Below are 22,997 nucleotides of genomic sequence, written 5' to 3' on the forward strand. Positions count from 1 at the left end.
TGTTGCCACCGCTAGGACCTGAACCTAGTGCGTCTACCAATTCCGCCACCTGGGCACGTTTCGCTTGCTGCGATGCGAAGACCGCTATTCTAGCGTGTCTTCGAAGTCTGTCAACACAATTTCATCCGAAGCGATAAAAATATCGCATCCTTGTGCGACGGAGTCTCACGCGCCGACCGGATCCGCGCGTTTTGCCGCGAAATTCCAGCGCTGCGCCTGGCCCGTATCGACGCGTGCCGGCAGCAGTCCGGCGGCGAGGAACGTGTCGGCGATCTTCTGCTGTTCGCCGAAATTTTGCGCGACCACTGCGCGAACGAGGTAGCTGCGGCGCGCGTTCGCGCGCGCGATAGTCGCCGCGTCGAGCCCCCAGATCGGCGCAAGCGTATTCGCGGCCTCCTGCGGATGGTCGCGCAGCCACGCGCCGGCCTGCGACAACTGGTCGAACAGGATCTGGACAACGTCGGGCCGCGCGGCGGCGAAACTGCTCGATGCGAGGTAGTAGCGCTGGTACGACGCGAGTCCGTTGCCGTCGGCCAGAATCCGCACGTCGGGATTCCGGTCGACCGACGCGACATACGGATCCCACGTGATCCATGCGTCCACGCTGCCGCGCTCGAACGCTGCGCGGCCATCTGCGGGCGTCAGGTAGTGGATCGCCGCGTCGGCGGGCGTGAGCTTTGCGCGTGCGAGTGCGGCGAGCAGCAGGTAGTGGCTGCCGGCCGCCTTCGTGACCGCGATGCGCTTGCCCTTGAGATCGGCGAGCGTTCGAAGTGTGCTGTCCTGCTTGACGACGATCGCCTGTGCCTTCGGCGACGGCGCTTCCTGCGCGACGTACACGAAACGCGCATGCGCGGCCTGTGCGAAGACCGGGACCGTGTCGGCGACGTCGGCGCTGAAATCGACGGCGCCGACGTTGAGCGCTTCGGTCAGCGGCAGCCCGCTCGCGAATTCATGCCACGACACGCGCAGGCCGAGCGGCGCAAGCGTCTGCTCGAGTGCGCCGCGCGTCTTGAGCAGTGTGATGAGCGTCGAAGACTTCTGGTAGCCAATGCGCAATGCGGCGGGCGTGGTCTCGGCGTGCGTTCGGACGCCCGCCGCAGTGAGGCCTGCGGCCAGCATCGCGCGCGCGAATGCGCGACGGTTCATCGACGTCATGAATCGTGCTCCTCGTTGGGTTCGTTGCAATGAAGCGGGCCGGCTAACGTACCAACGGGGAGGGCGGGCGATAACCGATAAATTCTGCTATCGATCCGACTGGCGGGCATAAGGGTGGGTGGGGAGGCGGTCGCCGCGCAGAGTCCGGAGATCGTGCCGAAGGCGCTCAATCCGCGCGCCTGCGGAAATTCATGAAGGCCGAGTTCGACGAGCCGTGCCGGTTGCTGCGCAGGTTCATCGGTGAGTAAGTCGCTCTTTTTCCCGAGTCGGAAATGAAAAAGGCCGGCTAGAAGCCGACCTTTTTATAAAACAAGTGGTGCCCAGGAGAGGACTCGGTCACACGAGCGCGACCCCGGCTGCGCTTGCAAGCGCAGCCTTTCGAGTCCTCCCGCAAAGCGCGCAGGCGCTTTGCTTCCTGGGCCTGAAAAAGAAAAAGGCCGGCTAGAAGCCGACCTTTTTAAATAAGTGGTGCCCAGGAGAGGACTCGAACCTCCACGGTGTTGCCACCGCTAGGACCTGAACCTAGTGCGTCTACCAATTCCGCCACCTGGGCACGTTTTGCAGTAGCTGCTTGCTGCAAAGAAGCGAAATTATAGCGCCCCAATTATTCGTGTCAACACTTTTTTGCGATGCATCGCAAACCGGCCGCCGTCGCGCCCGCCCGCGGCATTCCCGTCATTTGGCGACACAGGCGGGTGATAGAATGACCCGCCGCCGTCAATATAGAACTGTCTGACGGACACCTCTATGTTGATGCCGTGCACCATCAGTCAACGCAACGAGAACAATCATCGACAAACCCTTGAGCAAATATCCGTACCCCATTCCGAGCCGTGAAGAAATTCTCGGCGTGCTGCGTACGAGCGATGCGCCGCTGGCTGCCAACGACATCGCCGAAGCACTGTCGATCAAGCGTCAGGAGCGCGAAGGGTTCTTCCGGCGTGTCGCCGCGATGGAGCGCGACGGCCAGATCCGCCTCGACAAGCGCGGCCACTACCAGTTGACCCATCCGTCGAATTTCGTCGCAGGGCGCGTGCAAGGGCATCGCGACGGCTACGGGTTCGTGATCCGCGACGACGGCCAGGACGACCTGTTTTTGCCGAACGGCGAAATGCAGAAGGTGATGCACAACGACCGTGTGCTCGCGCGGATCGTCGGCTACGATCGCCGCGGCCGGCCGGAAGGGCATGTCGTCGAAGTCACCGAGCGCGCGAACAAGCGCGTGATCGGCCGCCTGCTCAACGAGAACGGCGCGCTGATCGTCGCGCCGGAAGACAAGCGCATCGGCCACGACATCCTGATCACGCAGAACGTGAAGAAGGCGAGGGTCGGGCAGGTCGTCGTCGTCGATCTGACCGATTTCCCGAGCCGTCATTCGCAGCCGCTCGGCCGTGTCGCCGAAGTCCTCGGCGACATCGACGATCCGGGCATGGAAATCGAAATCGCGGTGCGCAAGTACGGCGTGCCGCATGAATTCAGCCAGTCGGCGCTCGACGAAGCCGCCGCGCTGCCCGACAAGGTACGGCCGGCCGACCTGCGTTTCCGCGTCGACCTGCGCGACGTGCCGCTCGTGACGATCGACGGCGAGGACGCACGCGACTTCGACGACGCCGTGTACTGCGAGCCGGTCAAGGTCGGTCGCGGCGACGGCTTCCGGCTGATCGTCGCGATCGCCGACGTGTCGTACTACGTACAGCCGGGCAACGGGCTCGATGCCGACGCGCTCGAGCGCAGCACGTCGGTCTATTTCCCGCGCCGCGTGATCCCGATGCTGCCGGAGAAGCTGTCGAACGGCTTGTGCTCGCTGAACCCGCAAGTCGACCGCTGCGTGCTCGCGTGCGACATGGTGATCACCGCACGCGGCGAGATCAAGGCGTACCAGTTCTATCCGGCCGTGATCCATTCGGCTGCGCGCCTTACGTACACCGAAGTGGCGGCCGTGCTGTCGAACACGAAGGGGCCGGAGGCTGCGCGCCGCGCGGAGCTGCTGCCGCACCTGCAGAACCTGTACGGCGTCTACAAGTCGCTGTTCGCCGCACGGCAGAAGCGCGGCGCGATCGACTTTGATACGACCGAGACCTACATCGTCTGCAACTCGCAGGGCAAGATCGAGCAGATCGTGCCGCGCCAGCGCAACGATGCGCACAAGCTGATCGAGGAGTGCATGCTGGCCGCGAACGTCTGCGCGGCCGACTTCCTGAAGCGCAACAAGCATCCGGGCCTGTACCGCGTGCACGCGGGGCCAACGCCGGAGAAGCTCGAGAACCTGCGTGCGTTCCTGCGCGGCATGGGCCTGTCGCTCGGCGGCGGCGACAAGCCGCATGCAAGCGACTACGCGGCGCTGATGGCGCAGATCCGCGACCGGCCCGACGCGCAGATGCTGCAGCCGATGCTGCTGCGTTCGATGCAGCAGGCCGTCTACAGCCCGGACAACATCGGCCACTTCGGTCTCGCGTACGAGGCGTACGCGCACTTCACGAGCCCGATCCGTCGTTATCCCGACCTGCTCACGCACCGCGCGATCTATTCGATCCTGTCCGGCAAGAAGTACGTGCCGAAGGCGCCGGAGGGCTTCGAGCTGAACACCGCGCTGTCGCCGCGCGCCCGCGCGATGCAGCAGGCCGACGACGAAGCGCGCAACCGCTCGCGCTCGAACACGGCGATCTGGGAAGAGCTCGGCCTGCATTGCTCGGCGAACGAGCGGCGTGCGGACGAAGCGTCGCGCGACGTCGAGGCATGGCTCAAGTGCTACTTCATGCGCGACAAGCTCGGCGAGGAATACGGCGGGATGGTGAACGGCGTCACGTCGTTCGGCATCTTCGTGCAGCTCGACACGCTGTTCATCGAAGGGCTCGTGCACGTCACGGAACTCGGCTCGGACTACTTCCAGTACGACGAGATCAAGAATGAGCTGCGCGGCGAACGGACGGGCATCCGCTATCGTCTGTCGGACCGCGTGCGCGTGCAGGTGAGCCGCGTCGATCTCGACGCGCGCAAGATCGATTTCCGCCTCGTGCGCGATACGCCGGTGAAGGCGCCGCGCCCGTCGCCCGCGCCGGCTGCTGCAGGCGCAGGTGCCGGCGCCGATCGCAACGGCCCGCGCGTGCGTGCGCTGCCGCAGGCGGAAGAGCTCGCGCCGCGCCGCAAGAAGGCCGCAAGCGCACCGAGCGTCGCGGTGAAGGAAGCACGTGCCGCACGCAAGAAGGGCGGCAGCGGTGGCAGTGGCGGTGCGGCGGCGAAGCCGACCGCGAAGAAGGCACGCGCCCGCAAGAAGTATTGAGCGTTCGGGGCGGCGCAAGCGCACGCCCTGCAGTATCGAGAGACGCCGCGTCACCGGTCATCGGCCGGCAACGCGGCGCTTTCCTTTTCCATGGATCGCGGCCGCGCGCGTCGCGCGGCCGCACGTTTGATCGAAGGTTGTTCCAGTCATGTCACGTCTGAAGGTTCTTTACGGTTTTCATGCGGTGACCGCACGTTTGCGGCACGATGCATCGACGGTTGCGGAGGTGCTGTACGACCAGACGCGCCGCGACCGCCGCATGCAGGACTTCCTGCACACCGCGAAGGAAGCGGGCGTGCGGCTGATCGCGGCCGACGAAACGCGCCTGTGGGGCCTCGCCCATACCGAGCGCCACCAGGGCGTCGTCGCGCGTGTCGAGGACGTTCCGCTCGCGCAGAACCTGTCCGAGCTGCTCGACGGCATCCAGGGCCCCGCGCTGCTGCTCGTGCTCGACGGCGTCACCGATCCGCACAACCTCGGCGCGTGCCTGCGCGTTGCCGATTCGGCCGGCGCGCACGCGGTGATCGCGCCGCGCGACCGTGCGGTCGGCCTGAACGCGACTGCGGCCAAGGTGGCGAGCGGCGCGGCCGATACGGTGCCGTACATCACGGTGACGAACCTCGCGCGCGCGCTGCGCGAGCTGAAGGAAGCCGGCGTGTGGATCATCGGCACGTCGGACGAGGCGTCGGCGACGCTCTACGATACGAAGCTCGACGGCCCCGTCGCGCTCGTGATGGGCGCGGAAGGCGAAGGCATGCGCCGGCTCACGCGCGACACCTGCGATGAGGTGATGAGCATCCCGATGGCCGGCAGCGTGGAAAGCCTGAACGTGTCGGTCGCAAGCGGCGTGTGCCTGTACGAAGCCGTGCGCCAGCGGCGCGTGAAGGGCTGACACATCCTGTCTCGCGCAATATGCGCGTGCCTGGCATGACCCGAACGACGCGTGCCGCGATGCGATGCGGCACGCGGTTCTCCGGAACTTGCGACCGATGACCCTGTTTCGCCTCGGCGCATCATGCGCCGTGCTATGCCTGCTGGCTGCCTGCACGTCGCCGTCGCTCGTCGAACGCGGCACCTACTACGCCGACACGAGCCTGTACGCGCGCGGTGCCGATTCGCGGATCCGCTTTCTCGTGATGCATTACACCGAAAGCGACGAAGCGAAATCGCTGCGCACGCTGACGGGCGATTCGGTCAGCGTGCATTACGTCGTGCCGCCGCAGCCGCGCATCGAACACGGGATGCCCGTCGTCTACCAGCTCGTTCCGGAGTCGATGCGCGCATGGCACGCGGGCGTCAGCGAGTGGCAGGGCGCGACCGAATTGAACGCGGCGTCGATCGGCATCGAAAACGTGAACCGCGGGCCGCTCGATCCGCAGAATCGCACCTGGCAGCCGTACTCGCCCGAACAGATCGATGCGTTGACCCGCCTGTCGAAGGACATCGTCGTACGCTACGCGATCCCGCCGACGCGCGTGGTCGGGCACAGCGACATCGCGCCGCAACGCAAGATCGATCCGGGGCCGCTGTTCCCGTGGCATGCGCTCGCACTGGCCGGCGTCGGCGCATGGCCGGACGATGCGACCGTGGCCGCCCGGCTCGGCGGCCGCGATCCGCACGCGTTGGTCGATGTGCGCGAACTGCAGCTCAAGCTCGCGCGCTACGGCTACGACGTGCCGACCGACGGCGTGCTCGACGCGCGCACGCGGCGCGTATTCGCGGCGTTCCAGATGCATTTCCGTCCGTCCGACTATGCGGGCAATCCGGACGCCGAAAGCGACGCGATCGCACAGGCGTTGCTCGACAAATACTTTCCCGGCACGCAGCCGACGGACAACGCGCCCGAGGCGGCCGCACCCTGAACGCACGGCGCACGGCGCGCCGAAAAACGCGGGCCGTCATCCGAGTCCGGTAAACTGGCGGTTTTCCGCAATCCCACAGCATTACCACGCCATGACTCAAGACGAACTCAAACGCCTCGTCGGCCAGGCCGCCGCCGATTACGTGATCCAGAACGTGCCGGAAGGCGCCGTGATCGGCGTCGGCACCGGCTCGACCGCCAACTGCTTCATCGACGCACTCGCCGTCGTCAAGTCGCGCTATCGCGGCGCCGTGTCGAGTTCCGTCGCCACGACCGAACGCCTGAAATCGCACGGCATCAAGGTGTTCGACCTGAACGAGGTCGACTCGCTGCAGGTGTACGTCGATGGCGCCGACGAGATCGACGCGAGCGGCGCGATGATCAAGGGCGGTGGCGGCGCGCTCACGCGCGAGAAGATCGTCGCGTCGGTGGCCGACACGTTCGTCTGCATCGCCGACGCCAGCAAGCGCGTGCCGGTGCTCGGCGCGTTCCCGCTGCCGATCGAGGTCGTGCCGATGGCGCGCACGGCGATCGGCCGGCGCGTGACCGCGCTCGGCGGCGTGCCCGTGCTGCGCGTGACGAAGGACGGCGCACCGTACATCACCGACAACGGCAACGAGATCATCGACGTGAAGGGGCTGCAGATCGCCGATCCGCGCGGCTTTGAAGCGCAGGTGAACGCATGGCCGGGTGTCGTGACGGTCGGGTTGTTTGCCGAGCGCGGCGCGAATCTGTGCTTGCTCGGCACGGAAAACGGCGTTGAAACGATCGTTTATTCGGCCGAAGCGAGCTGAATGAGAAGCAGTCCGTAACGGTATCAGGAACCCGTAATGGACTGCATGTTTAAATCTTGTGGAAATCACGGCCCGGCAGGCGCAGCGCGCTTCCCGGGCCTTTTTTGTAGCCTTATAAATCACCCCGTCAAAAAGAGGGATAACCCTGTCAGGTGTTTACCAGATAGCGAAATATCCTCGAACTCATCAACTTATAGATCATAAGAACAGTAGTAACCAGGGCCGGCGGAACTGCGGAGCAGATGTTCGCAAATCGACGCACGGGGAGGTGTCATGGAGCAGGGCAAAGACCGGTCACTGGTCGCCAAAGTGATGGATGGGCTTGTCTCGGGTATCGTCGAAGACAAGTACGGCGGCATTTTGCCGCCACAGGACGTGCTGTCGAAAGAGTTCGACGTGAGTCGCACGGTGATGCGGGAAGCGTTGTCGATGTTGCTTGCGCGCGACATGCTGGACGTGCGGCCGAAAGTCGGCACGCGCGTGCGGCCGATGCGCGACTGGCGAATGATCGACGAAGACGTCGTGAGCTGGCGATTTCGGGCAAAACCCGATCCGCAGTTCATGCGCGACGTCATCGAATTTCGAATGCTGATCGAACCGCGCGCGACCGCGCAGGCGGCAGTGCGTGCGACCGCGGCCGACATCGCGGGGATCCGTGAAGCGTTCGATGCGTTCAAGGTGCTGCAGCCCGGCGATCCTGGCTACGACACGGCGGACGAGTTGCTGCACACGCGGATCGTGCAGGCGAGCGGCAACCAGTTCTTCCAGCAGATGGCGGCGATCGTGCGCGGTGCGGTGCGTCTCGTGAATCCGCGCGTCGTGCAGAAGGAAGGCGCGCACGAGATCGCGGTGAAGGCGCATGCGCGTGTCGTCGATGCGATCGAACGGCGCGATCCGCGCGAAGCCGAAGCGGCCTCGCTCGCGCTGATCGATTTCAGCGCCGACGAGATCTCGCGCGATTTCTCCGTCGACGTGCCCATGCGCGCCTGAACCTGCTCGCGTCGCTCATCCGTGTGCCGGCGAGCCGTTTATCATGACGGCCGGTCGGCAGCGTGCCGGCCACCGTCATACGACCGACACGGAAGATCAGGATGAACGACAACGACCACCGCCCGGTGCGCTTCGGCATCGTCGGCGCAGGCAGCATCGCGCGCCGCTTCGCGCAAAGCCTCGCGCACGTGCCGGGCGCCACGCTCGCCGGTGCCTGGGCCCGCCGCGCCGACGCAGCGGCAGCCTTTTGCGAGACATGCGGCGGCACGCCTGCCGCGAGCCTCGAAGCGCTCCTCGCGAGCGACATCGACGCGGTCTACATCGCGACGCTCCATGACAGTCACGCGCAGTACACGCTGGCCGCACTTGCCGCCGGCAAGGCCGTGCTGTGCGAAAAGCCCGCAACGCTGAACGCGGCGCAACTCGATACCGTGCTGCGTGCGGCACGCGACGCCGGTCGGCTCTTCATGGAAGCGATGAAGCCGCCGTTCTTTCCGCTGTACCGCCAGCTGCGTGCGCACCTGCATGACGATCCGATCGGCGAGATCCGGCTCGTGCGCGCGGGGTGCGCATCGTCGTCGGTACCCGGCGACCATTCCGTCTATCGCCTCGATCGTGCGGGCGGCGCGCTGCTCGATATCGGGATCTACGAGGCGTTTCTCGCGGTCGACTGGCTCGGCGCGGCGCTCGACGTGCAGACGCTCGGCCGCGTCGGCGCGACGGGCGTCGACATGTTCGCGAGCCTGAACAGCCTGCACGCGAACGGCGGGATCGCGCAGCTCTTTTGCGGGCTCGACGTGATGGGCCGTGGCGATGCGCTGATCGCCGCGGCCGGCGGGCACGTGACGATTCACGAGAAATGGTGGAATCCGGCGCGCGCGACGATCCGTTATGCGGACGGGCGCACCGTCGAACTCGACGCACCGGCCGAAGGCGGCGGGCTGAACTACGAGACCGCGCATTTCTGCGACCTGCTGCGCGCTGGCGCAACCGAAAGCCCGATCATGACGCACGACCATTCGCGGCAGATGATCGCGATGACCGATGCCGCGCGTGCCGCGCTCGGCGTGCGCTATTCGGGCGAGTAGGCGGGAACGAAGGTGCCGGGCCCGCGTGCGCGGCCCGGCGGATGGCGTGCGCTCAGTGCCGCGACGGCAGCGACAGGCGCTTTTCGTACCAGCGCTGCACCCATTCGAGGATCTGGCACAGGATCCAGTACAGGGCCGCCGCGGCGAGATAGAGCGGCAGCGGCTGATAGGTCGCCGCGATCACTTCCTGCGCGCTGCGCAGCAGTTCGGTCACGGTGATCACGGACACGAGCGACGTGTCCTTGATCAGGCTGATCAGGCTGTTCGACAGGCTCGGCACCGCGATGCGCAGCGCCTGCGGGCCGATCACGTAGCGCAGCGTCTGCCCCCACGACAGCCCGAGGCTGTACGACGCGAGCCACTGGCCGCGGTGGATGCCGTTGATCGCGCCGCGCATGCTTTCGGACATGTAAGCCGCGACGTTCGCGGACAGCGCGATGACGCCGGCCGGCGTCGGTTCGAGCGAGATGCCGAGGCTCGGCAGCCCGTAGTAGATGACGAAGATCTGCACGAGCAGCGGCGTGCCGCGCATCAGGCTCACGTATGCGCGCGCGAGCCACGCGAGCGCGTTGACCCAGATGCGTTCGAAGCCGTCGAGCGGCTCGCTTTGCCGGATGCCCATCATCGCGAGCACGACAGCGCCGAGCAGGCCGAACACCATCGACAGCACGGCGAACTTGACGGTCAGTACGGCGCCCTGGGCGAGCACCGGCAGCGATTGGACGAGCAGGGACGTTGTCGACATGGAATACGAATCGGATGCGTGCGCGAAAGCGCAATCATAAACCGGACGAATAAAGCAAAGGGCGGCATCGTTGCGGATGCCGCCCTGTCCGGCCCGCCGTCAGGCGGGAAATGCAGGCGTGCTTACTTGATCGGCTTCGTCACGTCGATGCCGAACCACTTGTCCGAGATCTTCGTGAACGTGCCGTCGGCCGCGAGCTGGGCCATCGCGTCGTCGATCGCCTTCTGGAACTTCGGGTTGCCCTTCTTGAACGGGATACCCGACGGGTTCGCCGAGCCGACGTTCGCGCCCGGGCGCAGCGGCAACTGCGAATTCTTCGTCAGGTACGCGAGCATCAGGCGGTCGTTGAGCGCTGCGTCGAGGCGGCCGGCCGCGAGATCGCGCAGGTACTCGGGCGCGCCCGGGTACGTCTTCACGTCGATGCCGGGCACCGACTTCGCCATGTCCATGTAGTTCGTGCCGAGCGCGACGCCGAGCTTCTTGCCCTTCAGATCTTCCAGCGACTTGAAGTCACGCGAGTCGTCCTTGCGCTGGATCAGTTGCGCGGACGAGTACGTGTACGCCGGCGAGAAGTCGAGCGTCTCCTTGCGCTTGTCGGTGATGCCGACCTGGTTGGCGATCACGTCGAACTTGCCGGCCTGCAGGCCCGCGATGATGCCGCTCCATTCGGTCGTCACGAACTCGGCCTTCACGCCGAGCTTCGCGGCGACGGCCTTCGCGACGTCGACGTCGAAGCCGACCAGTTCGCCTTGCGGGTTCTTCGAGTTGAACGGCGGGAACGTGCCCTCGAGGCCGATCCGCAGCGTGCCCCGTTGTTTCACCTGGTCGAGGAGATCGGCCGCATGCGCGGTGGCGGCGAACGACGAGCCGATCAGGCCCGCAACCAGCAGCTTCTTCAGCAGCGAAAATTTCATCGTGTTAGCTTCCTTGCCCCAGCTGGGGCTCTGTTCCGATAGTGCGACCGATGATAGCAAAAATGCAATCAGTCGATAAATATCGTTTGTTTATGCCTATATTACTTACGCGGTGCGCTCGCGGGCGATCGCCTTCACGCATTCCGAGACGAGCGCGGGGCCGCGGTAGATGAAGCCCGTATAAAGCTGGACCAGCGACGCGCCGGCCGCGAGCTTCGCCCGGGCGTCCTCGCCCGAGAAAATGCCGCCGACGCCGATGATCGGCACTTCGCTGCCGACTTCGGCATGCAGCTTGCGGATCACTTCGTTCGACGCGTCGAACACCGGGCGGCCCGACAGGCCGCCGGCTTCGTCCGCGTGCGGCAGGCCCTGGACGGCCGCGCGCGACAGCGTCGTGTTGGTGGCGATCACCGCTTCGATCTTGTGGCGCAACAGCGTGTCGGCGATTTCCTTGACCTGTTCGTCGTCGAGATCGGGCGCGATTTTCAGCGCGAGCGGCACGAGCTTGCCGTGCAGGTCGGCGAGGCGCTGCTGCTTGTCCTTGAGCGCCGCGAGCAGCGCGTCGAGCTCGCCCGCGCCCTGCAGCTGGCGCAGGTTCTTCGTGTTCGGCGACGAGATGTTGATCGTCACGTAGCTCGCGAACGGGTATACGCGTTCGAGGCAGTACAGGTAGTCCTCGGCCGCGCGTTCGATCGGCGTATCGGCGTTCTTGCCGATGTTCAGGCCGAGGATGCCGCGATAGCGGGCGGCCTGGACGTTCTTCACGAACTGGTCGACGCCGTGGTTGTTGAAGCCCATCCGGTTGATCAGCGCTTCGGCTTGCGGCAGGCGGAACATCCGCGGGCGCGGGTTGCCGGGCTGCGGACGCGGCGTGACCGTGCCGACCTCGATGAAGCCGAAGCCGAGCGCCGCGAGGCCGTCGATGGCCGCGCCGTCCTTGTCGAGGCCGGCCGCGAGGCCGACCGGGTTGCGGAACGTGAGCCCCATCACGGTGCGCGGCGCGTCGGGCACGCGGGCCGACAGCGCGCAGGCGAGGCCCGTGCGGCCGGCCGCGCCGAGCGCGCGCAGCGTGAGGTGGTGAGCGTCTTCCGCATCCATCTTGAACAGGGATGCGCGGACCAGCGGATAGAGGGAACTGAACACGGGAATTGGGCGGGCAGCCGGAATGAATGACAACCCGCTATTTTACCGGGAGTTGCGCGGCAGGGGCGTGCTTCGCTTCGTAGCCCCGCGGTGCGCGTCAGCCCGAGCCGGAATGCCCGCCCGGCAACGGCGCGCGGGCCAGTGCCGCATCGACGGGCGGCAGGTCGACCCGTTCCGGATCGAGTATCTTCCAGCGGCCGTCGATCAGCCCTTCGAGCGGGTGGAAGTTCGCCTTGTACGCCATCTTCGGGCTCTCGCGGATCCAGTAGCCGAGGTACACGTACGGCAGCCCGAGACTCTTCGCCTGCTCGATCTGCCACAGGATGTTGTAGGTGCCGTAGCTCGTGTGCCGGTCGTCGGGCTCGAAGAACGTGTAGACGGAAGACAGTCCGTCGCCGAGGATGTCGATCATGCTGACCATGCGCAGCTTGCCGCGCTCGCCGCCCGGGGCGTCGAGGTCGCGGAATTCGACGAGGCGCGAGTTGATCCGGCTCTGCAGCAGGAACTGCTCGTACTGGTCGCGGCTGTCGCGATCCATTCCGCCGCCCGCGTGACGCGCGGACTGGTAGCGCATGTAGAGCGCGTAGTGTTCTTCGTCGTAGTGCAGAGGCGAGACCGTCGCGACGAGCGCGCGGTGCCGTTTCCACATCCTGCGCTGTGTGCGCGACGGCACGAACGCGTCGATGGGCACGCGCACCGGTACGCAGGCGCGGCAGCCGTCGCAGTACGGGCGATACGTGAAGACGCCCGAGCGCCGGAAGCCGGCCTTCACGAGTTCGGTGTAGATGTCCGAGTTGATCAGGTGGCTCGGCGTCGCGACTTGCGAGCGCGCGATACGGCCGTCCAGATAGCTGCACGGATAGGGCGCCGTTGCATAGAATTGCAGCGCCGAAAGCGGTGAAAGCGGCAGCTCAGTCGGGTGAGTCATGGGCAGCTCTCGATGCAGGGAAGGAGTGCCGCGCTAGCGCTCGATCCCGGAGGGCGCCGCCGTTTCGGCGGAGCCCGTCAGCGCGGCGAGCACGCGCTTGTCGAACTGCCACGGAATCGGCGGTTCGGCTACCGCGCGGCGCACGTGAGCGACAAAGGCCTTGCGTGCGATCTCGCGGCCGCCGAGCGACGCTAGATGCGACGTATTCTGCTGGCAGTCTATCATCTCCAGCCCCTGGTCGCGAAGGTGGGCGACGAGCGCGGCCAGCGCGATTTTCGATGCGTCGGTGGCATCCGCATACATCGATTCGCCAAAAAACATCCGCCCGAACGACACGCCGTACAGGCCGCCGACGCGGCGCCCGTCGTGCCATGTCTCGATGCTGTGCGCGTTGCCGGAGCGGTAGAGCGAGGTATAGGCGTCGATGATCTCCGCCGTGATCCACGTGCCGCGCTGCCCGCGGCGCGGCGCCTGCGCGCAGGCGCGCATCACGCCCGGAAAGTCGTGATCGACGCGCACTTCCCATGCGGGCTCGCGCAGCACGCGCTTCAGCGTCTTGCGCAGCGACGGCGACACCTTGAATTCGGCCGGCACGAGGATCATGCGCGGGTCGGGGCTCCACCACAGCACCGGCTGGCCGTCCGAGTACCACGGGAAGATGCCGCGCAGGTACGCGTCGATGAGGCGCGACGGCAGCAGGTCGGCGCTCGCGGCGAGCAGCCCGGGCGCGCCGGTCGCGGGACCGAGCGCGCGTTCGATGGGCGGAAACGGATCGTCCGGGCCGAGCCAGGGGACCATGGGGGCGAGCTCAGCCGTTGCGCAGCGAGCGGAAGATATCGCCGGTGTGCACGCCGTAGTCGCCGGCGGCGCGATCGGCGAAGAAGAATCGCAGGGTCTGGCTGACGGTCGGGAACGCGATTTCGTCCCACGGGATGTCGGCTTCGTCGAACAGCTTCACTTCGAGGCTTTCCTCGCCGGCTTCGAAACCCGGATCGGTGAGCCGCGCGAGGTAGAACAGGTGGACCTGGTGCACGTGCGGCACGTTGAGCAGCGTGAACAGGTTCTGTATCTCGACGCGCGCGCCAGCTTCCTCGAGCGTTTCGCGCGCGGCGGCTTCGGCCGTCGTCTCGCCCATTTCCATGAAGCCCGCGGGCAGCGTCCAGAATCCGTAGCGCGGTTCGATCGCGCGGCGGCACAGCAGGATCTGGTCGCCCCAGACCGGGACCGTGCCGACGACGTTGCGCGGATTCTGGTAATGGATCGTGCCGCAGTGATCGCAGACGAAGCGCTCGCGGTTGTCGCCCGGAGGAATGCGCGCGATGACTTCGTGACCGCAGACGGAGCAGAATTTCATGTCGAGTGGAAGGGACGAGGTGATGCGAGTGTATCACCGGGGCGCGGCATTCTCGAACGCCTGCACATGCGGACGGCGCGCCGTGCGAAGCGGCATGCGTGCGCGAAGAGGGTGTGGGGATCGGGTACGGAAAAACAAAAAGCCCGGCGCTGGGCCGGGCTTTTTGCATGAATCTGGACGTTGGTTGCGGGGGTAGGATTTGAACCTACGACCTTCGGGTTATGAGCCCGACGAGCTGCCAGACTGCTCCACCCCGCGTCCGTCGAAGAAATGAATTATAAGGAGTTACCCGAGCGCGCGCAAGCACTTTCTGACAATCGCGTGTCGCGTCTTGCGGGGACGGTACGGTGGTCGCGTGCGCTAGAATCGAGCGGTTTGTTTCGCCTCTTCGGTAGCGGCCGTGCGCGATCGCATCGGCACCGCTGCGGCTCACCTTATTGCATCGACGGATTCATGGACATCGCTCACGATCTTCAATCGATCGGCGCGCAGGAACAGGCGCTCGTGTTTCCCCATTTCGACGCGGCCCGCGCGTGGGCGCTCGGCAACCGGATGCATGCGCTAGCAACGTCGCGCGGCCATGCCATCGCGATCGACATCGTCACGTTCGGCCAGCCGCTGTTCTACGCGGCGCTCGCTGGTGCGACCCCCGACAATGCCGACTGGGTGCGCCGCAAGCGCAACGTCGTCGCGCATTTCCGGCGCAGCTCGTATGCGATCGGCCTGCGCATGCAGCAGGCCGGCGCCACGCTGGCGGACAAGCACGGGTTGCCGATCGCCGAATATTCGCCGCACGGCGGTTCGTTTCCGCTGACCGTCGCGGGCGCCGGCGTGATCGGCTCGATCACCGCGTCGGGGCTGCCGCAGCGCGCGGACCACGAATTCGTCGTCGAGGCGCTGTGTGCCGAGCTCGGCCAGGACTACGCCGTGCTGGCCCTCGCAAGGAGCTGAGCGATGCAGCTTCCCGGATACGCATGGCTCGCGATCGCGATCGTCGCGGAAGTGGTCGGCACGTCCGCGCTGCGCGCGGCGGACGGCTTCACGCGCTTCTGGCCGTCGGCGCTCGTCGTCGCCGGTTACGGCATCGCGTTCTACTGCCTGTCGCTGACGCTGCGCACGATGCCCGTCGGCATCATCTATGCAGTCTGGTCGGGCGCCGGCATCGTGCTGATCACGCTCGTCGCGATGCTGCTCTATCGTCAGGTGCCGGACGTGCCGGCGATGATCGGTCTAGGGCTGATCATCTCGGGCGTCGTGGTGCTGAACCTGTTCTCGAAGATGCAGGCGCACTGAACGTGCGACTGCCGTTTGCCGGATGGCCCTCATGACCGATTCCACTTCCGCTGCCGTTTCTGCCGAGTCCGCCCAGCCTGACGTGCGCGCCTATGTCGCGAACCGCATCGGTTTTCTCGAACTGAACCGGCCGAAGGCATTGAACGCGCTGTCGGGCGGCATGATCCGGCTGATGCAGCAGGCGCTCGACGCGTGGCGCGACGATCCGGAGGTGGTTGCGGTCGTCGTGCACAGTCCGCATCCGCGCGCGTTCTGCGCGGGCGGCGACGTGCGCTTTTTCCACGACGCGTGGCACCGCGGCGACCGCGATGCGATCGACGCGTTCTTCATCGACGAATACACGCTGAACCATACGATCTTCACCTATCCGAAGCCTTATATCGCGCTGATGCACGGCGTCGTGATGGGCGGCGGCATGGGTATTTCGCAGGCGGCGCGGCATACGGGCGGCCTGCGCGTCGTGACCGATTCGACGAAGATGGCGATGCCCGAAACGCGCATCGGCCTGTTCCCGGACGTCGGGATGAGCTGGTTTCTCGCGCGCACGCCCGGTGCGATCGGTCGTTATCTCGCCGTGACGGGCGCGACGCTCGACGCGGCCGGTGCACTATACGCGCAGCTCGCCGACGTCTATCTGCCCGATGCCGCGCTGCCGGCGCTGCTCGACACGCTGCGCAGCGCGCGCATCGACAGCGGTGCACAGGCCGTCGCCTGCGTGGCCGACGCGGCTGCCGCGCACAAGGTCGTGCCGACGCCGGACACGTCGGCGCTGGCCGATGCGCGCGCCGGGATCGACCGCCATTTCGCGCAGCCCGACATCAACGCGATCCTCGCGTCGCTCGATGCCGAACCGGATTGCGCGGCCGTCGACGGGTGGGTCGAGAAGGCGACTCACGCGATGCGCGGCCAACTGTCGCCGCTGTCGATGGCCGTGTCGCTCGAAGTCGTCGAGCGCGCACGCGGCGCGACGATGGCCGATTGCCTGCGGCGAGATCTCGATCTCACGCGCTCGACGTTCGCGCGCGGCGACGTGATCGAAGGCGTGCGTGCACTGATCGTCGACAAGGATCAACAGCCGGCCTGGCGCTTCAAGTCGGCCGCCGACATCGATCGGGCCGAGGTGCTCGCGATGTTCGATAGCCCGTGGACGCCCGATACGCATCCGCTGCGGAACCTGAAGGACTGACCCGCGCGCGCGACAGAAACCAAAAGGCCGCCTGCACATGCAGGCGGCCTTTTCGTTTATTGACCGTCGATCGCTCTGCGGTCGAAGGGCGCGGAGCCCGGGCCCGCGTTACTCGTTGCCCGCGTCGTCCGACATGAACGCGCGCATGAACACGAGCGCGCCGAAGCCCCACACCGCGTTCGCCGCGAAGCCGGCCGCGAGCACGGGCATCATGTTGCCCGACGGCCAGATGCCGCGCAGCGGATCGATCGCGAACACGCGGGCTGCGGTCAGCACGATGCCGCCGAACATGAGTGAGCCGATCCACGATGCTTCGCGTTCCGGCGACACGCGCAACAGCCACGCCATCGGGATCGCGCAGCACGCGCTGATCAGCGCGTTCGCGACAAATTCAGGAATGCCGAGCGGCGCGAACGGCTGCGTGGAGAAGCCGGCCGCGGCGATCAGGTCCGCTGTGTGAAGGAGGGCGAGCGTGGCCTCGCGGAAGAACAGGGCGGCAAGGAAGCCGGACAGGAACGGCAGGATGACTTTCTGCATCGATGAGTGCACCGCAGGCGCGCCCGGCCGGGGCCGTGCGCGCGGAGTTATTCGGATAGGTACGTCATTATAGGGCCCGGTCGCCGCGATATTCGCTCCAGCGTCGTGCTAATCACGAAAGCGGAAAACCTAAGCTCAAAAAAATCGTTCCAAAGCCCTGCACCGATCCCTAGACTGATTTCCCAGAAACAGCCGTGCAATCGCGTATCCGCTCGCCGCACGGCCTGACCGGCGAACCATCCCGATTCGAACGCACACCATGCATGCGTCGCTCGTCCGCGACGCGAGCAGGGCGACGTTTTTTCAAATTTCGGCAAGAACAGTCAAGCAGGAGCAGCAGATGAATGTGTTCTGGTTTATCCCCACGCATGGCGACAGCCGCTACCTCGGCACGGCCGAAGGCGCGCGCGCCGCGGATTACGATTATTTCAAGCAGGTCGCCGTCGCGGCGGACACGCTTGGGTACGAAGGCGTGCTGCTGCCGACCGGTCGTTCCTGCGAGGATGCGTGGGTCGTTGCGTCGAGCCTCATTCCGGCGACGCAGCGCCTGAAGTTCCTGGTTGCAATCCGTCCCGGCATCGCGTCGCCGGGGCTGTCGGCGCGCATGGCCGCGACGTTCGACCGCCTGTCGGGCGGCCGCCTGCTGATCAACGTCGTGACGGGCGGCGATGCGGCCGAACTCGAAGGAGATGGCCTGTTCGCCGATCACGATACGCGCTACGAGATCACCGACGACTTCCTGAACATCTGGCGCGGGTTGCTTGCCGCGTCGCACGACAACGGCGGCTTCGACTACATCGGCAAGCACTTGCAGTCGAAGGGCGGCAAGGCGCTTTATCCGCCCGTGCAGCGTCCGCATCCGCCGCTGTGGTTCGGCGGCTCGTCGCCGGCCGCGCACGCGATTGCCGCCGATCATATCGATACCTATCTGACCTGGGGCGAGCCGCCCGAGGCGGTCGCGAAGAAGATCGCCGACATCCGTGCCCGCGCGGAGGCGCGCGGCCGCAAGATCAAGTTCGGCATTCGCCTGCACGTGATCGTGCGCGAGACCGAGGACGAAGCATGGCGTGATGCCGAGCGCCTGATCAGCCGCCTCGACGACGACACGATCGCGCGTGCGCAGAAGGCGTTCGCGAACATGGACTCGGAAGGTCAGCGCCGGATGGCCGCGCTGCACGGCGGCAAGCGCGGCGGTCGCGAGGCGCTCGAGGTGTATCCGAACCTGTGGGCCGGCGTCGGTCTCGTGCGCGGCGGCGCGGGCACCGCGCTCGTCGGCAATCCCGAACAGGTCGCCGAGCGCATGCGCGAATACGCGGACCTCGGCATCGAGACGTTCATCCTGTCCGGCTACCCGCACCTCGAGGAGTCGTATCGCTTTGCCGAACTCGTGTTCCCGCTGATCAAGGGCAAGGGCGCGCAGCGGCCGGCCGGCCCGCTGTCGGGGCCGTTCGGCGAGATCGTCGGCAACAACTATCTGCCGAAGGCAAGCCAGAGCTGAGCGAGGAGAGGCCTGCGATGACAACGAAAACGTCGACGACGGGTGCCGCCGTGGCCGCCCGCGCATGGCGCGGCGTCGCGCCGTGGCTCGTGCCTCTCGCGCTGCTGGTTGTGTGGGAAGTCGGTGCGCGCACCGGCTGGCTGTCGACCCGCGTGCTGCCCGAACCGGTGGCGGTCGTGCGGGCGGCATGGTCGCTCGTGACGTCGGGCGAAATGTGGGCGAACGTGAAGGTCAGCACGTGGCGCGCGCTGTTCGGTTTTGCGATCGGCGGCGGTGTCGGTCTCGCGCTGGGGCTCGCAACCGGCCTGTCGAAGGCCGCCGAGGTCGCGCTCGATTCGACGATCCAGATGATCCGCAACATCCCGGCGCTCGCGATGATTCCGCTCGTGATCCTGTGGTTCGGCATCGACGAGAAGGCGAAGCTGTTCCTCGTCGCGCTCGGCGTGTTCTTCCCGGTCTACATCAACACGTATCACGGGATCCGCTCGGTCGACGCGAACCTGATCGAAATGGCGAAGAGTTACGGCGTGCGCGGCTTCGCGCTGTACCGCGACGTGATCCTGCCCGGTGCGTTGCCGTCGATCCTCGTCGGCGTGCGTTTCGCGCTCGGGCTGATGTGGGTGATGCTGATCGTCGCGGAAACCATCTCCGCGCAGTCGGGCATCGGCTACATGACGATGAATGCGCGTGAATTCCTGCAAACCGATGTGGTGGTGGTCGGCATCCTGCTGTACGCGGTGCTCGGCAAGCTGGCCGATGTGCTGGCGAAATGGCTCGAGCGCGTGACGCTGCGCTGGCACCCCGCTTACCAATCAGGAGCAAAGGCATGAATGCGACGACTTCGGCGGCCGCCTACGGCCCGCTCGCCGGCGCAGACCTCGAGGCCGAGCTGGCGCAGGCACGCGTCGCGGACGGCGATGCGCGCGACGCGGCGATTCTCGATCGTGACGGTAGCGCATCCGTCGTTCCGCTTGCGCGGCGGCGCGCGGGAAGTCCGGCACCCGACGACGCGGTGACGCTGTCAGGCGTCAGCAAGCGCTTCGGCGCGCGCACCGTGCTCGACAACGTCGAACTCGGCATCGCGCGCGGCAGCTTCGTCGCGATCGTCGGCCGCAGCGGCTGCGGCAAGTCGACGCTGCTGCGTCTCGTCGCGGGACTCGAGCAGCCGAGCAGCGGCGCGCTCGTGACGCGCGGCGACGGCGGCGGCGCGCTCGATACGCGGATCATGTATCAGGATGCGCGCCTGCTGCCGTGGAAGACCGTGCTGCAGAACGTGATGCTCGGCCTCGGGCGCGGCGCGCGCGACGACGCGCGTGCGGTGCTCGATGAAGTCGGCCTGCTGGAGCGGGCGAACGACTGGCCCGCGCAACTGTCGGGCGGCCAACGGCAGCGTGTGGCACTGGCGCGCGCACTCGTGCACCGGCCGCAACTGCTGCTGCTCGACGAGCCGCTCGGCGCACTCGACGCGCTGACCCGCATCGAGATGCATGCGCTGATCGAGCGCTTGTGGCGCGAGCATCGGTTCACCGCGCTGCTCGTCACGCACGACGTGCAGGAGGCTGTCGCGCTCGGCGACCGCATCCTGCTCATCGAGCAGGGGCGTGTGGCGCTCGACCAGCCCGTACCGCTCGACCGGCCGCGTGCTCGCGCATCGGCGGCGTTTGCGGCGCTGGAAGACCGCGTGCTGAAGCGCGTGCTCGCCGGCGGGCCAGGCGCGGCCGAACCGGGCGCGGTGCATGAAGCAGACAACGTTCGACCGGTCGGGCAGATCCGCTGGGCCGTTTAAATCCGGGCGGCTCCGGCCGCCCGTTCTGAGACTTTTTCTTCGGAGCGATCAACCCGATGAGCATCACTGCAATCAACGTGCGTAACCAGTTCAAAGGCAAGGTGAAGGAGATCATTCGCGGTCCGGTGGTGTCCGAGGTCGACGTCGAGACGCCGTTCGGCATCGTCACGTCGGTGATCACGACCCGCTCGGTCGACGAGCTCGAACTGAAGGTCGGCGCGGAAGTCGTCGCACTCGTGAAGTCGACCGAAGTATCGATCGCGCGTCTCTGAGCGCGCGCTTCCTGCGTCGGTGCGGCGCCGGCGGGCTGCCTGCCCGTTGGCGTCGTCCGGCATTCCCGCAGCGCGTTTCCCTCGGTATTCGGCGTCCGGACGAAGTGTTAGGATGGAACGACACCGATGCCGGAGGGCAACGCATGACCCCCATCCTTTCCCCCGAAGCCATCGAGGCGCTGAAGTGGATCGACCAGTTCGGCGAAAGCCGGCCGGTTCCTGCCGCGTTTGGCGACGTCGTCTATGCGTTGTTGAACGAGGGGCTGATCTATCAGGCGGCGGCCGACCGCGTCGACCTGACGGCCGACGGCAAATCCTTTTTGTCCGACGAATACGACTGAGCGCACGGCGCCGGCTGCATGGGCGGCCTGGCGCCGCGTCGCCACGGAGCGTGCGATGGAACCGAGAGGCAGCGACCTCGGCGATTTCAGCGAGCCGTACCGCGGCTTCGAGATCGAGGTGAAGACCGAGCAGGTCTGGGACGGTGAGCATGCGCACTACCGCGTGCTGCAGGGCGACGCCGTGCGGATCGACTGGCGGCTCGTCAAGGTCGACGGGTTGCTGCTGACCGAACGGCGCGTGATCGAGCGCGTGCTCGACGAGGCGCGAAGGGCGGTCGATGCGGAACTGGGCGAGGGAGACTAGCGCGGACGCCGGGCAGGTGCCGCCCATGTTGCGGTAAAATGCTTGGTTGTTTCCGCGCCGCCTGGCTTGTTGCCCGAATTCCATGTCCGTACCGTCCTCGCTTCCTCCCCGTCGCGTATCCGTCGCGCCGATGCTCGACTGGACCGATCGCCATTGCCGGTCGTTCCACCGTACGCTGACGCGCGATACGTGGCTGTATACGGAGATGATCACGACGGGTGCGCTGCTGTTCGGCGATGCCCAGCGGCATCTCGCGTTCACGCCGAACGAATCGCCGGTCGCGCTGCAGCTTGGCGGCAGCGAACGCGACGATCTCGCGCGCGCCGCGAAGCTCGGCGAGCAGTGGGGCTACGACGAAATCAACCTGAATTGCGGATGTCCGTCCGAGCGCGTGCAGCGCGGCGCGTTCGGCGCGTGCCTGATGAACGAGCCGCAGCTCGTCGCCGACTGCGTGAAGGCAATGAGCGATGCGGTGTCGGTGCCGGTTACGGTCAAGCACCGGATCGGTGTGGACGCGGTCGAGGATTACGCGTTCGTGCGCGACTTCGTCGGCACGGTCGCCGAGGCCGGCTGCGAAACGTTCGTCGTGCATGCGCGCAACGCGATCCTGAAGGGGCTGTCGCCGAAGGAGAATCGCGAGATCCCGCCGCTCAAGTACGACTATGCGTATCAGTTGAAGCGCGATTTTCCGTCGCTGGAGATCGTCATCAACGGTGGCATCAAGACGCTGGACGAAGTCGCGCAGCATCTCGAGCATGTCGATGGCGTGATGCTCGGCCGCGAGGCGTATCACAACCCGTATGTGCTCGCGGAGGTCGATGCGCGGTTCTACGGATCGACGGGCGCGGTGCCGACGCGCGAAGAAGCGGAAGCGCAACTGATCGAATACTGCGCGGCCGAACTGAAGCGCGGGACCTATCTCGGCGCGATCGTGCGGCATGCGCTCGGGCTGTATCGCGGCGTGCCCGGCGCACGCGGCTGGCGTCGCGTGCTGTCCGACAACAAGAAGCTCGCGCGCGGCGATCTGGCCGTGTTCGACGAGGCGCGCGCGCATCTGAACGAAGTCGAAGAATTTTTTGAAAAAAAGGCTTTGCAAGATTCAAAAGACTTCGTATAATCTTGCTTCTTCGCTGCTGAAACAAAAACAGCGAAGGGCAGAAAGCAGTATCAGTGGTGGCTGTAGCTCAGTTGGTAGAGTCCAGGATTGTGATTCCTGTCGTCGTGGGTTCGAGTCCCATCAGCCACCCCAAAATTCTCGATCAAAACAGGCGCTTCGGCGCCTGTTTTGCTTTGCGCGGGACAGATCGGGGAACAGCATCGATTCGAGTCTCGCCATCGCCATCGCCATCGCCAGAGCGTTCTGCTCGCCATTCATCCGTTTCGCGTAAGTCGTCAGGAACATCTCGATGTCGAGTCCGAGCTGTTTCGCGCAAAAGGCATGGGGTCATGCCGGCCAGCAGCATTGCTGTCGCGTAGCGATGTCGCAGGTTGTACGGGCTGCGATAGCGAATTCCGAGTCGTTTCAGGA

Annotated in this window: 25 protein-coding genes and 3 tRNA genes; 17 read left to right on the forward strand and 11 right to left on the reverse strand. The window is 66.1% G+C overall.

Annotated elements, in window-relative coordinates; translation table 11 throughout:
- Window positions 1–165 precede the first annotated feature (165 nt).
- Both BT264_RS24220 and BT264_RS24225 read right to left on the reverse strand, forming a co-directional pair.
- Window positions 166–1,155, reverse strand: a complete 990-nt coding sequence (locus BT264_RS24220) for an aliphatic sulfonate ABC transporter substrate-binding protein (RefSeq protein ID WP_072441618.1) — start codon at window positions 1,153–1,155, stop codon at window positions 166–168.
- A gap of 466 nt (window positions 1,156–1,621) precedes the next feature.
- Window positions 1,622–1,708: transfer RNA gene (locus BT264_RS24225), tRNA-Leu, on the reverse strand.
- Window positions 1,709–1,957: 249 nt separating this feature from the next.
- Here BT264_RS24225 and rnr point away from each other — a divergent pair.
- The 6 genes from rnr to BT264_RS24255 all read left to right on the forward strand — a co-directional run bounded on the left by rnr (window position 1,958) and on the right by BT264_RS24255 (window position 9,168).
- A complete protein-coding gene (gene rnr, locus BT264_RS24230; RefSeq protein WP_072441615.1) occupies window positions 1,958–4,435 on the forward strand; it encodes a ribonuclease R in 2,478 nt (825 codons plus the stop codon).
- Between the two features lie 148 nt (window positions 4,436–4,583).
- On the forward strand, window positions 4,584–5,327 hold the full coding sequence (rlmB, locus tag BT264_RS24235; RefSeq protein WP_034184068.1) for a 23S rRNA (guanosine(2251)-2'-O)-methyltransferase RlmB: 744 nt from the start codon (window positions 4,584–4,586) through the stop codon (window positions 5,325–5,327).
- Between the two features lie 97 nt (window positions 5,328–5,424).
- Complete coding sequence (locus tag BT264_RS24240) at window positions 5,425–6,297, forward strand: N-acetylmuramoyl-L-alanine amidase (RefSeq protein ID WP_072441613.1); 873 nt, start codon at window positions 5,425–5,427, stop codon at window positions 6,295–6,297.
- 91 nt (window positions 6,298–6,388) lie between these two features.
- On the forward strand, window positions 6,389–7,090 hold the full coding sequence (gene rpiA / locus BT264_RS24245) for a ribose-5-phosphate isomerase RpiA (protein WP_072441611.1): 702 nt from the start codon (window positions 6,389–6,391) through the stop codon (window positions 7,088–7,090).
- Between the two features lie 273 nt (window positions 7,091–7,363).
- Entirely contained in the window at window positions 7,364–8,080 is a 717-nt protein-coding gene (locus tag BT264_RS24250) for a FadR/GntR family transcriptional regulator (RefSeq protein WP_034184071.1), read from the forward strand.
- Between the two features lie 101 nt (window positions 8,081–8,181).
- Complete coding sequence (locus BT264_RS24255; protein ID WP_072441608.1) at window positions 8,182–9,168, forward strand: Gfo/Idh/MocA family protein; 987 nt, start codon at window positions 8,182–8,184, stop codon at window positions 9,166–9,168.
- A gap of 52 nt (window positions 9,169–9,220) precedes the next feature.
- Here the strand turns inward: BT264_RS24255 and BT264_RS24260 are convergent, their stop codons facing one another.
- The 7 genes from BT264_RS24260 to BT264_RS24290 form a co-directional block, all read right to left on the reverse strand.
- Complete coding sequence (locus BT264_RS24260; protein ID WP_072441605.1) at window positions 9,221–9,913, reverse strand: amino acid ABC transporter permease; 693 nt, start codon at window positions 9,911–9,913, stop codon at window positions 9,221–9,223.
- Window positions 9,914–10,035: 122 nt separating this feature from the next.
- On the reverse strand, window positions 10,036–10,827 hold the full coding sequence (locus tag BT264_RS24265; protein WP_072441602.1) for a cystine ABC transporter substrate-binding protein: 792 nt from the start codon (window positions 10,825–10,827) through the stop codon (window positions 10,036–10,038).
- A 105-nt stretch (window positions 10,828–10,932) separates the two neighbouring features.
- On the reverse strand, window positions 10,933–11,970 hold the full coding sequence (locus tag BT264_RS24270; RefSeq protein WP_072441599.1) for a quinone-dependent dihydroorotate dehydrogenase: 1,038 nt from the start codon (window positions 11,968–11,970) through the stop codon (window positions 10,933–10,935).
- 97 nt (window positions 11,971–12,067) lie between these two features.
- Window positions 12,068–12,898, reverse strand: a complete 831-nt coding sequence (locus BT264_RS24275; RefSeq protein ID WP_072441596.1) for an arginyltransferase — start codon at window positions 12,896–12,898, stop codon at window positions 12,068–12,070.
- A gap of 33 nt (window positions 12,899–12,931) precedes the next feature.
- Window positions 12,932–13,696, reverse strand: coding sequence for a leucyl/phenylalanyl-tRNA--protein transferase (aat, locus tag BT264_RS24280; protein WP_072441594.1), 765 nt, complete (start codon window positions 13,694–13,696; stop codon window positions 12,932–12,934).
- Window positions 13,697–13,706: 10 nt separating this feature from the next.
- On the reverse strand, window positions 13,707–14,252 hold the full coding sequence (locus BT264_RS24285; protein ID WP_072441591.1) for an NUDIX hydrolase: 546 nt from the start codon (window positions 14,250–14,252) through the stop codon (window positions 13,707–13,709).
- A 181-nt stretch (window positions 14,253–14,433) separates the two neighbouring features.
- Window positions 14,434–14,510, reverse strand: a tRNA-Met gene (locus BT264_RS24290).
- Window positions 14,511–14,705: 195 nt separating this feature from the next.
- On the opposite strand from BT264_RS24290, the gene BT264_RS24295 reads away from it, so the two are divergent.
- Genes BT264_RS24295 through BT264_RS24305 form a run of 3 tightly spaced genes read left to right on the forward strand, consistent with a single transcriptional unit; the run spans window position 14,706 to window position 16,731 of the window.
- Window positions 14,706–15,203, forward strand: a complete 498-nt coding sequence (locus BT264_RS24295) for a heme-degrading domain-containing protein (RefSeq protein ID WP_072441588.1) — start codon at window positions 14,706–14,708, stop codon at window positions 15,201–15,203.
- A 3-nt stretch (window positions 15,204–15,206) separates the two neighbouring features.
- Complete coding sequence (locus BT264_RS24300) at window positions 15,207–15,545, forward strand: DMT family transporter (protein WP_072441585.1); 339 nt, start codon at window positions 15,207–15,209, stop codon at window positions 15,543–15,545.
- 31 nt (window positions 15,546–15,576) lie between these two features.
- Window positions 15,577–16,731 (forward strand): enoyl-CoA hydratase/isomerase family protein, encoded by a 1,155-nt coding sequence (locus tag BT264_RS24305; protein ID WP_072441582.1) that lies wholly within the window; start codon window positions 15,577–15,579, stop codon window positions 16,729–16,731.
- 108 nt (window positions 16,732–16,839) lie between these two features.
- On the opposite strand, the gene BT264_RS24310 is transcribed toward BT264_RS24305, so the two are convergent.
- A complete protein-coding gene (locus tag BT264_RS24310) occupies window positions 16,840–17,268 on the reverse strand; it encodes a hypothetical protein (protein ID WP_034184081.1) in 429 nt (142 codons plus the stop codon).
- 340 nt (window positions 17,269–17,608) lie between these two features.
- Here BT264_RS24310 and ssuD point away from each other — a divergent pair, with 340 nt between their 5' ends.
- The 8 genes from ssuD to BT264_RS24350 all read left to right on the forward strand — a co-directional run bounded on the left by ssuD (window position 17,609) and on the right by BT264_RS24350 (window position 22,718).
- Entirely contained in the window at window positions 17,609–18,766 is a 1,158-nt protein-coding gene (gene ssuD, locus BT264_RS24315) for an FMNH2-dependent alkanesulfonate monooxygenase (protein WP_072441762.1), read from the forward strand.
- A gap of 17 nt (window positions 18,767–18,783) precedes the next feature.
- Window positions 18,784–19,596, forward strand: coding sequence for an aliphatic sulfonate ABC transporter permease SsuC (ssuC, locus tag BT264_RS24320; RefSeq protein WP_034184083.1), 813 nt, complete (start codon window positions 18,784–18,786; stop codon window positions 19,594–19,596).
- Window positions 19,593–20,552 (forward strand): ATP-binding cassette domain-containing protein, encoded by a 960-nt coding sequence (locus BT264_RS24325; protein WP_072441579.1) that lies wholly within the window; start codon window positions 19,593–19,595, stop codon window positions 20,550–20,552. Before ssuC ends, BT264_RS24325 begins: the two co-directional genes overlap by 4 nt.
- A 56-nt stretch (window positions 20,553–20,608) precedes the next feature.
- A complete protein-coding gene (locus BT264_RS24330) occupies window positions 20,609–20,824 on the forward strand; it encodes a TOBE domain-containing protein (protein ID WP_006400187.1) in 216 nt (71 codons plus the stop codon).
- 143 nt (window positions 20,825–20,967) lie between these two features.
- Window positions 20,968–21,165: a hypothetical protein gene (locus BT264_RS24335; RefSeq protein WP_011351863.1), complete on the forward strand. Its 198-nt coding sequence runs from the start codon at window positions 20,968–20,970 to the stop codon at window positions 21,163–21,165.
- Window positions 21,166–21,220: 55 nt separating this feature from the next.
- On the forward strand, window positions 21,221–21,469 hold the full coding sequence (locus tag BT264_RS24340; RefSeq protein ID WP_072441576.1) for a hypothetical protein: 249 nt from the start codon (window positions 21,221–21,223) through the stop codon (window positions 21,467–21,469).
- 130 nt (window positions 21,470–21,599) lie between these two features.
- Window positions 21,600–22,586, forward strand: a complete 987-nt coding sequence (dusA, locus tag BT264_RS24345) for a tRNA dihydrouridine(20/20a) synthase DusA (protein ID WP_256260706.1) — start codon at window positions 21,600–21,602, stop codon at window positions 22,584–22,586.
- 56 nt (window positions 22,587–22,642) lie between these two features.
- Window positions 22,643–22,718, forward strand: a tRNA-His gene (locus tag BT264_RS24350).
- Here BT264_RS24350 and BT264_RS39315 read toward each other — a convergent pair.
- Window positions 22,707–22,871, reverse strand: coding sequence for a hypothetical protein (locus BT264_RS39315; RefSeq protein ID WP_256260701.1), 165 nt, complete (start codon window positions 22,869–22,871; stop codon window positions 22,707–22,709). The two genes, BT264_RS24350 and BT264_RS39315, sit on opposite strands and share 12 nt — an antisense overlap.
- Window positions 22,872–22,997: the final 126 nt, after the last annotated feature.

Origin of the sequence: Burkholderia sp. NFPP32 (genome assembly GCF_900119325.1) — a bacterium.
GTDB lineage: Bacteria > Pseudomonadota > Gammaproteobacteria > Burkholderiales > Burkholderiaceae > Burkholderia > Burkholderia pyrrocinia_C.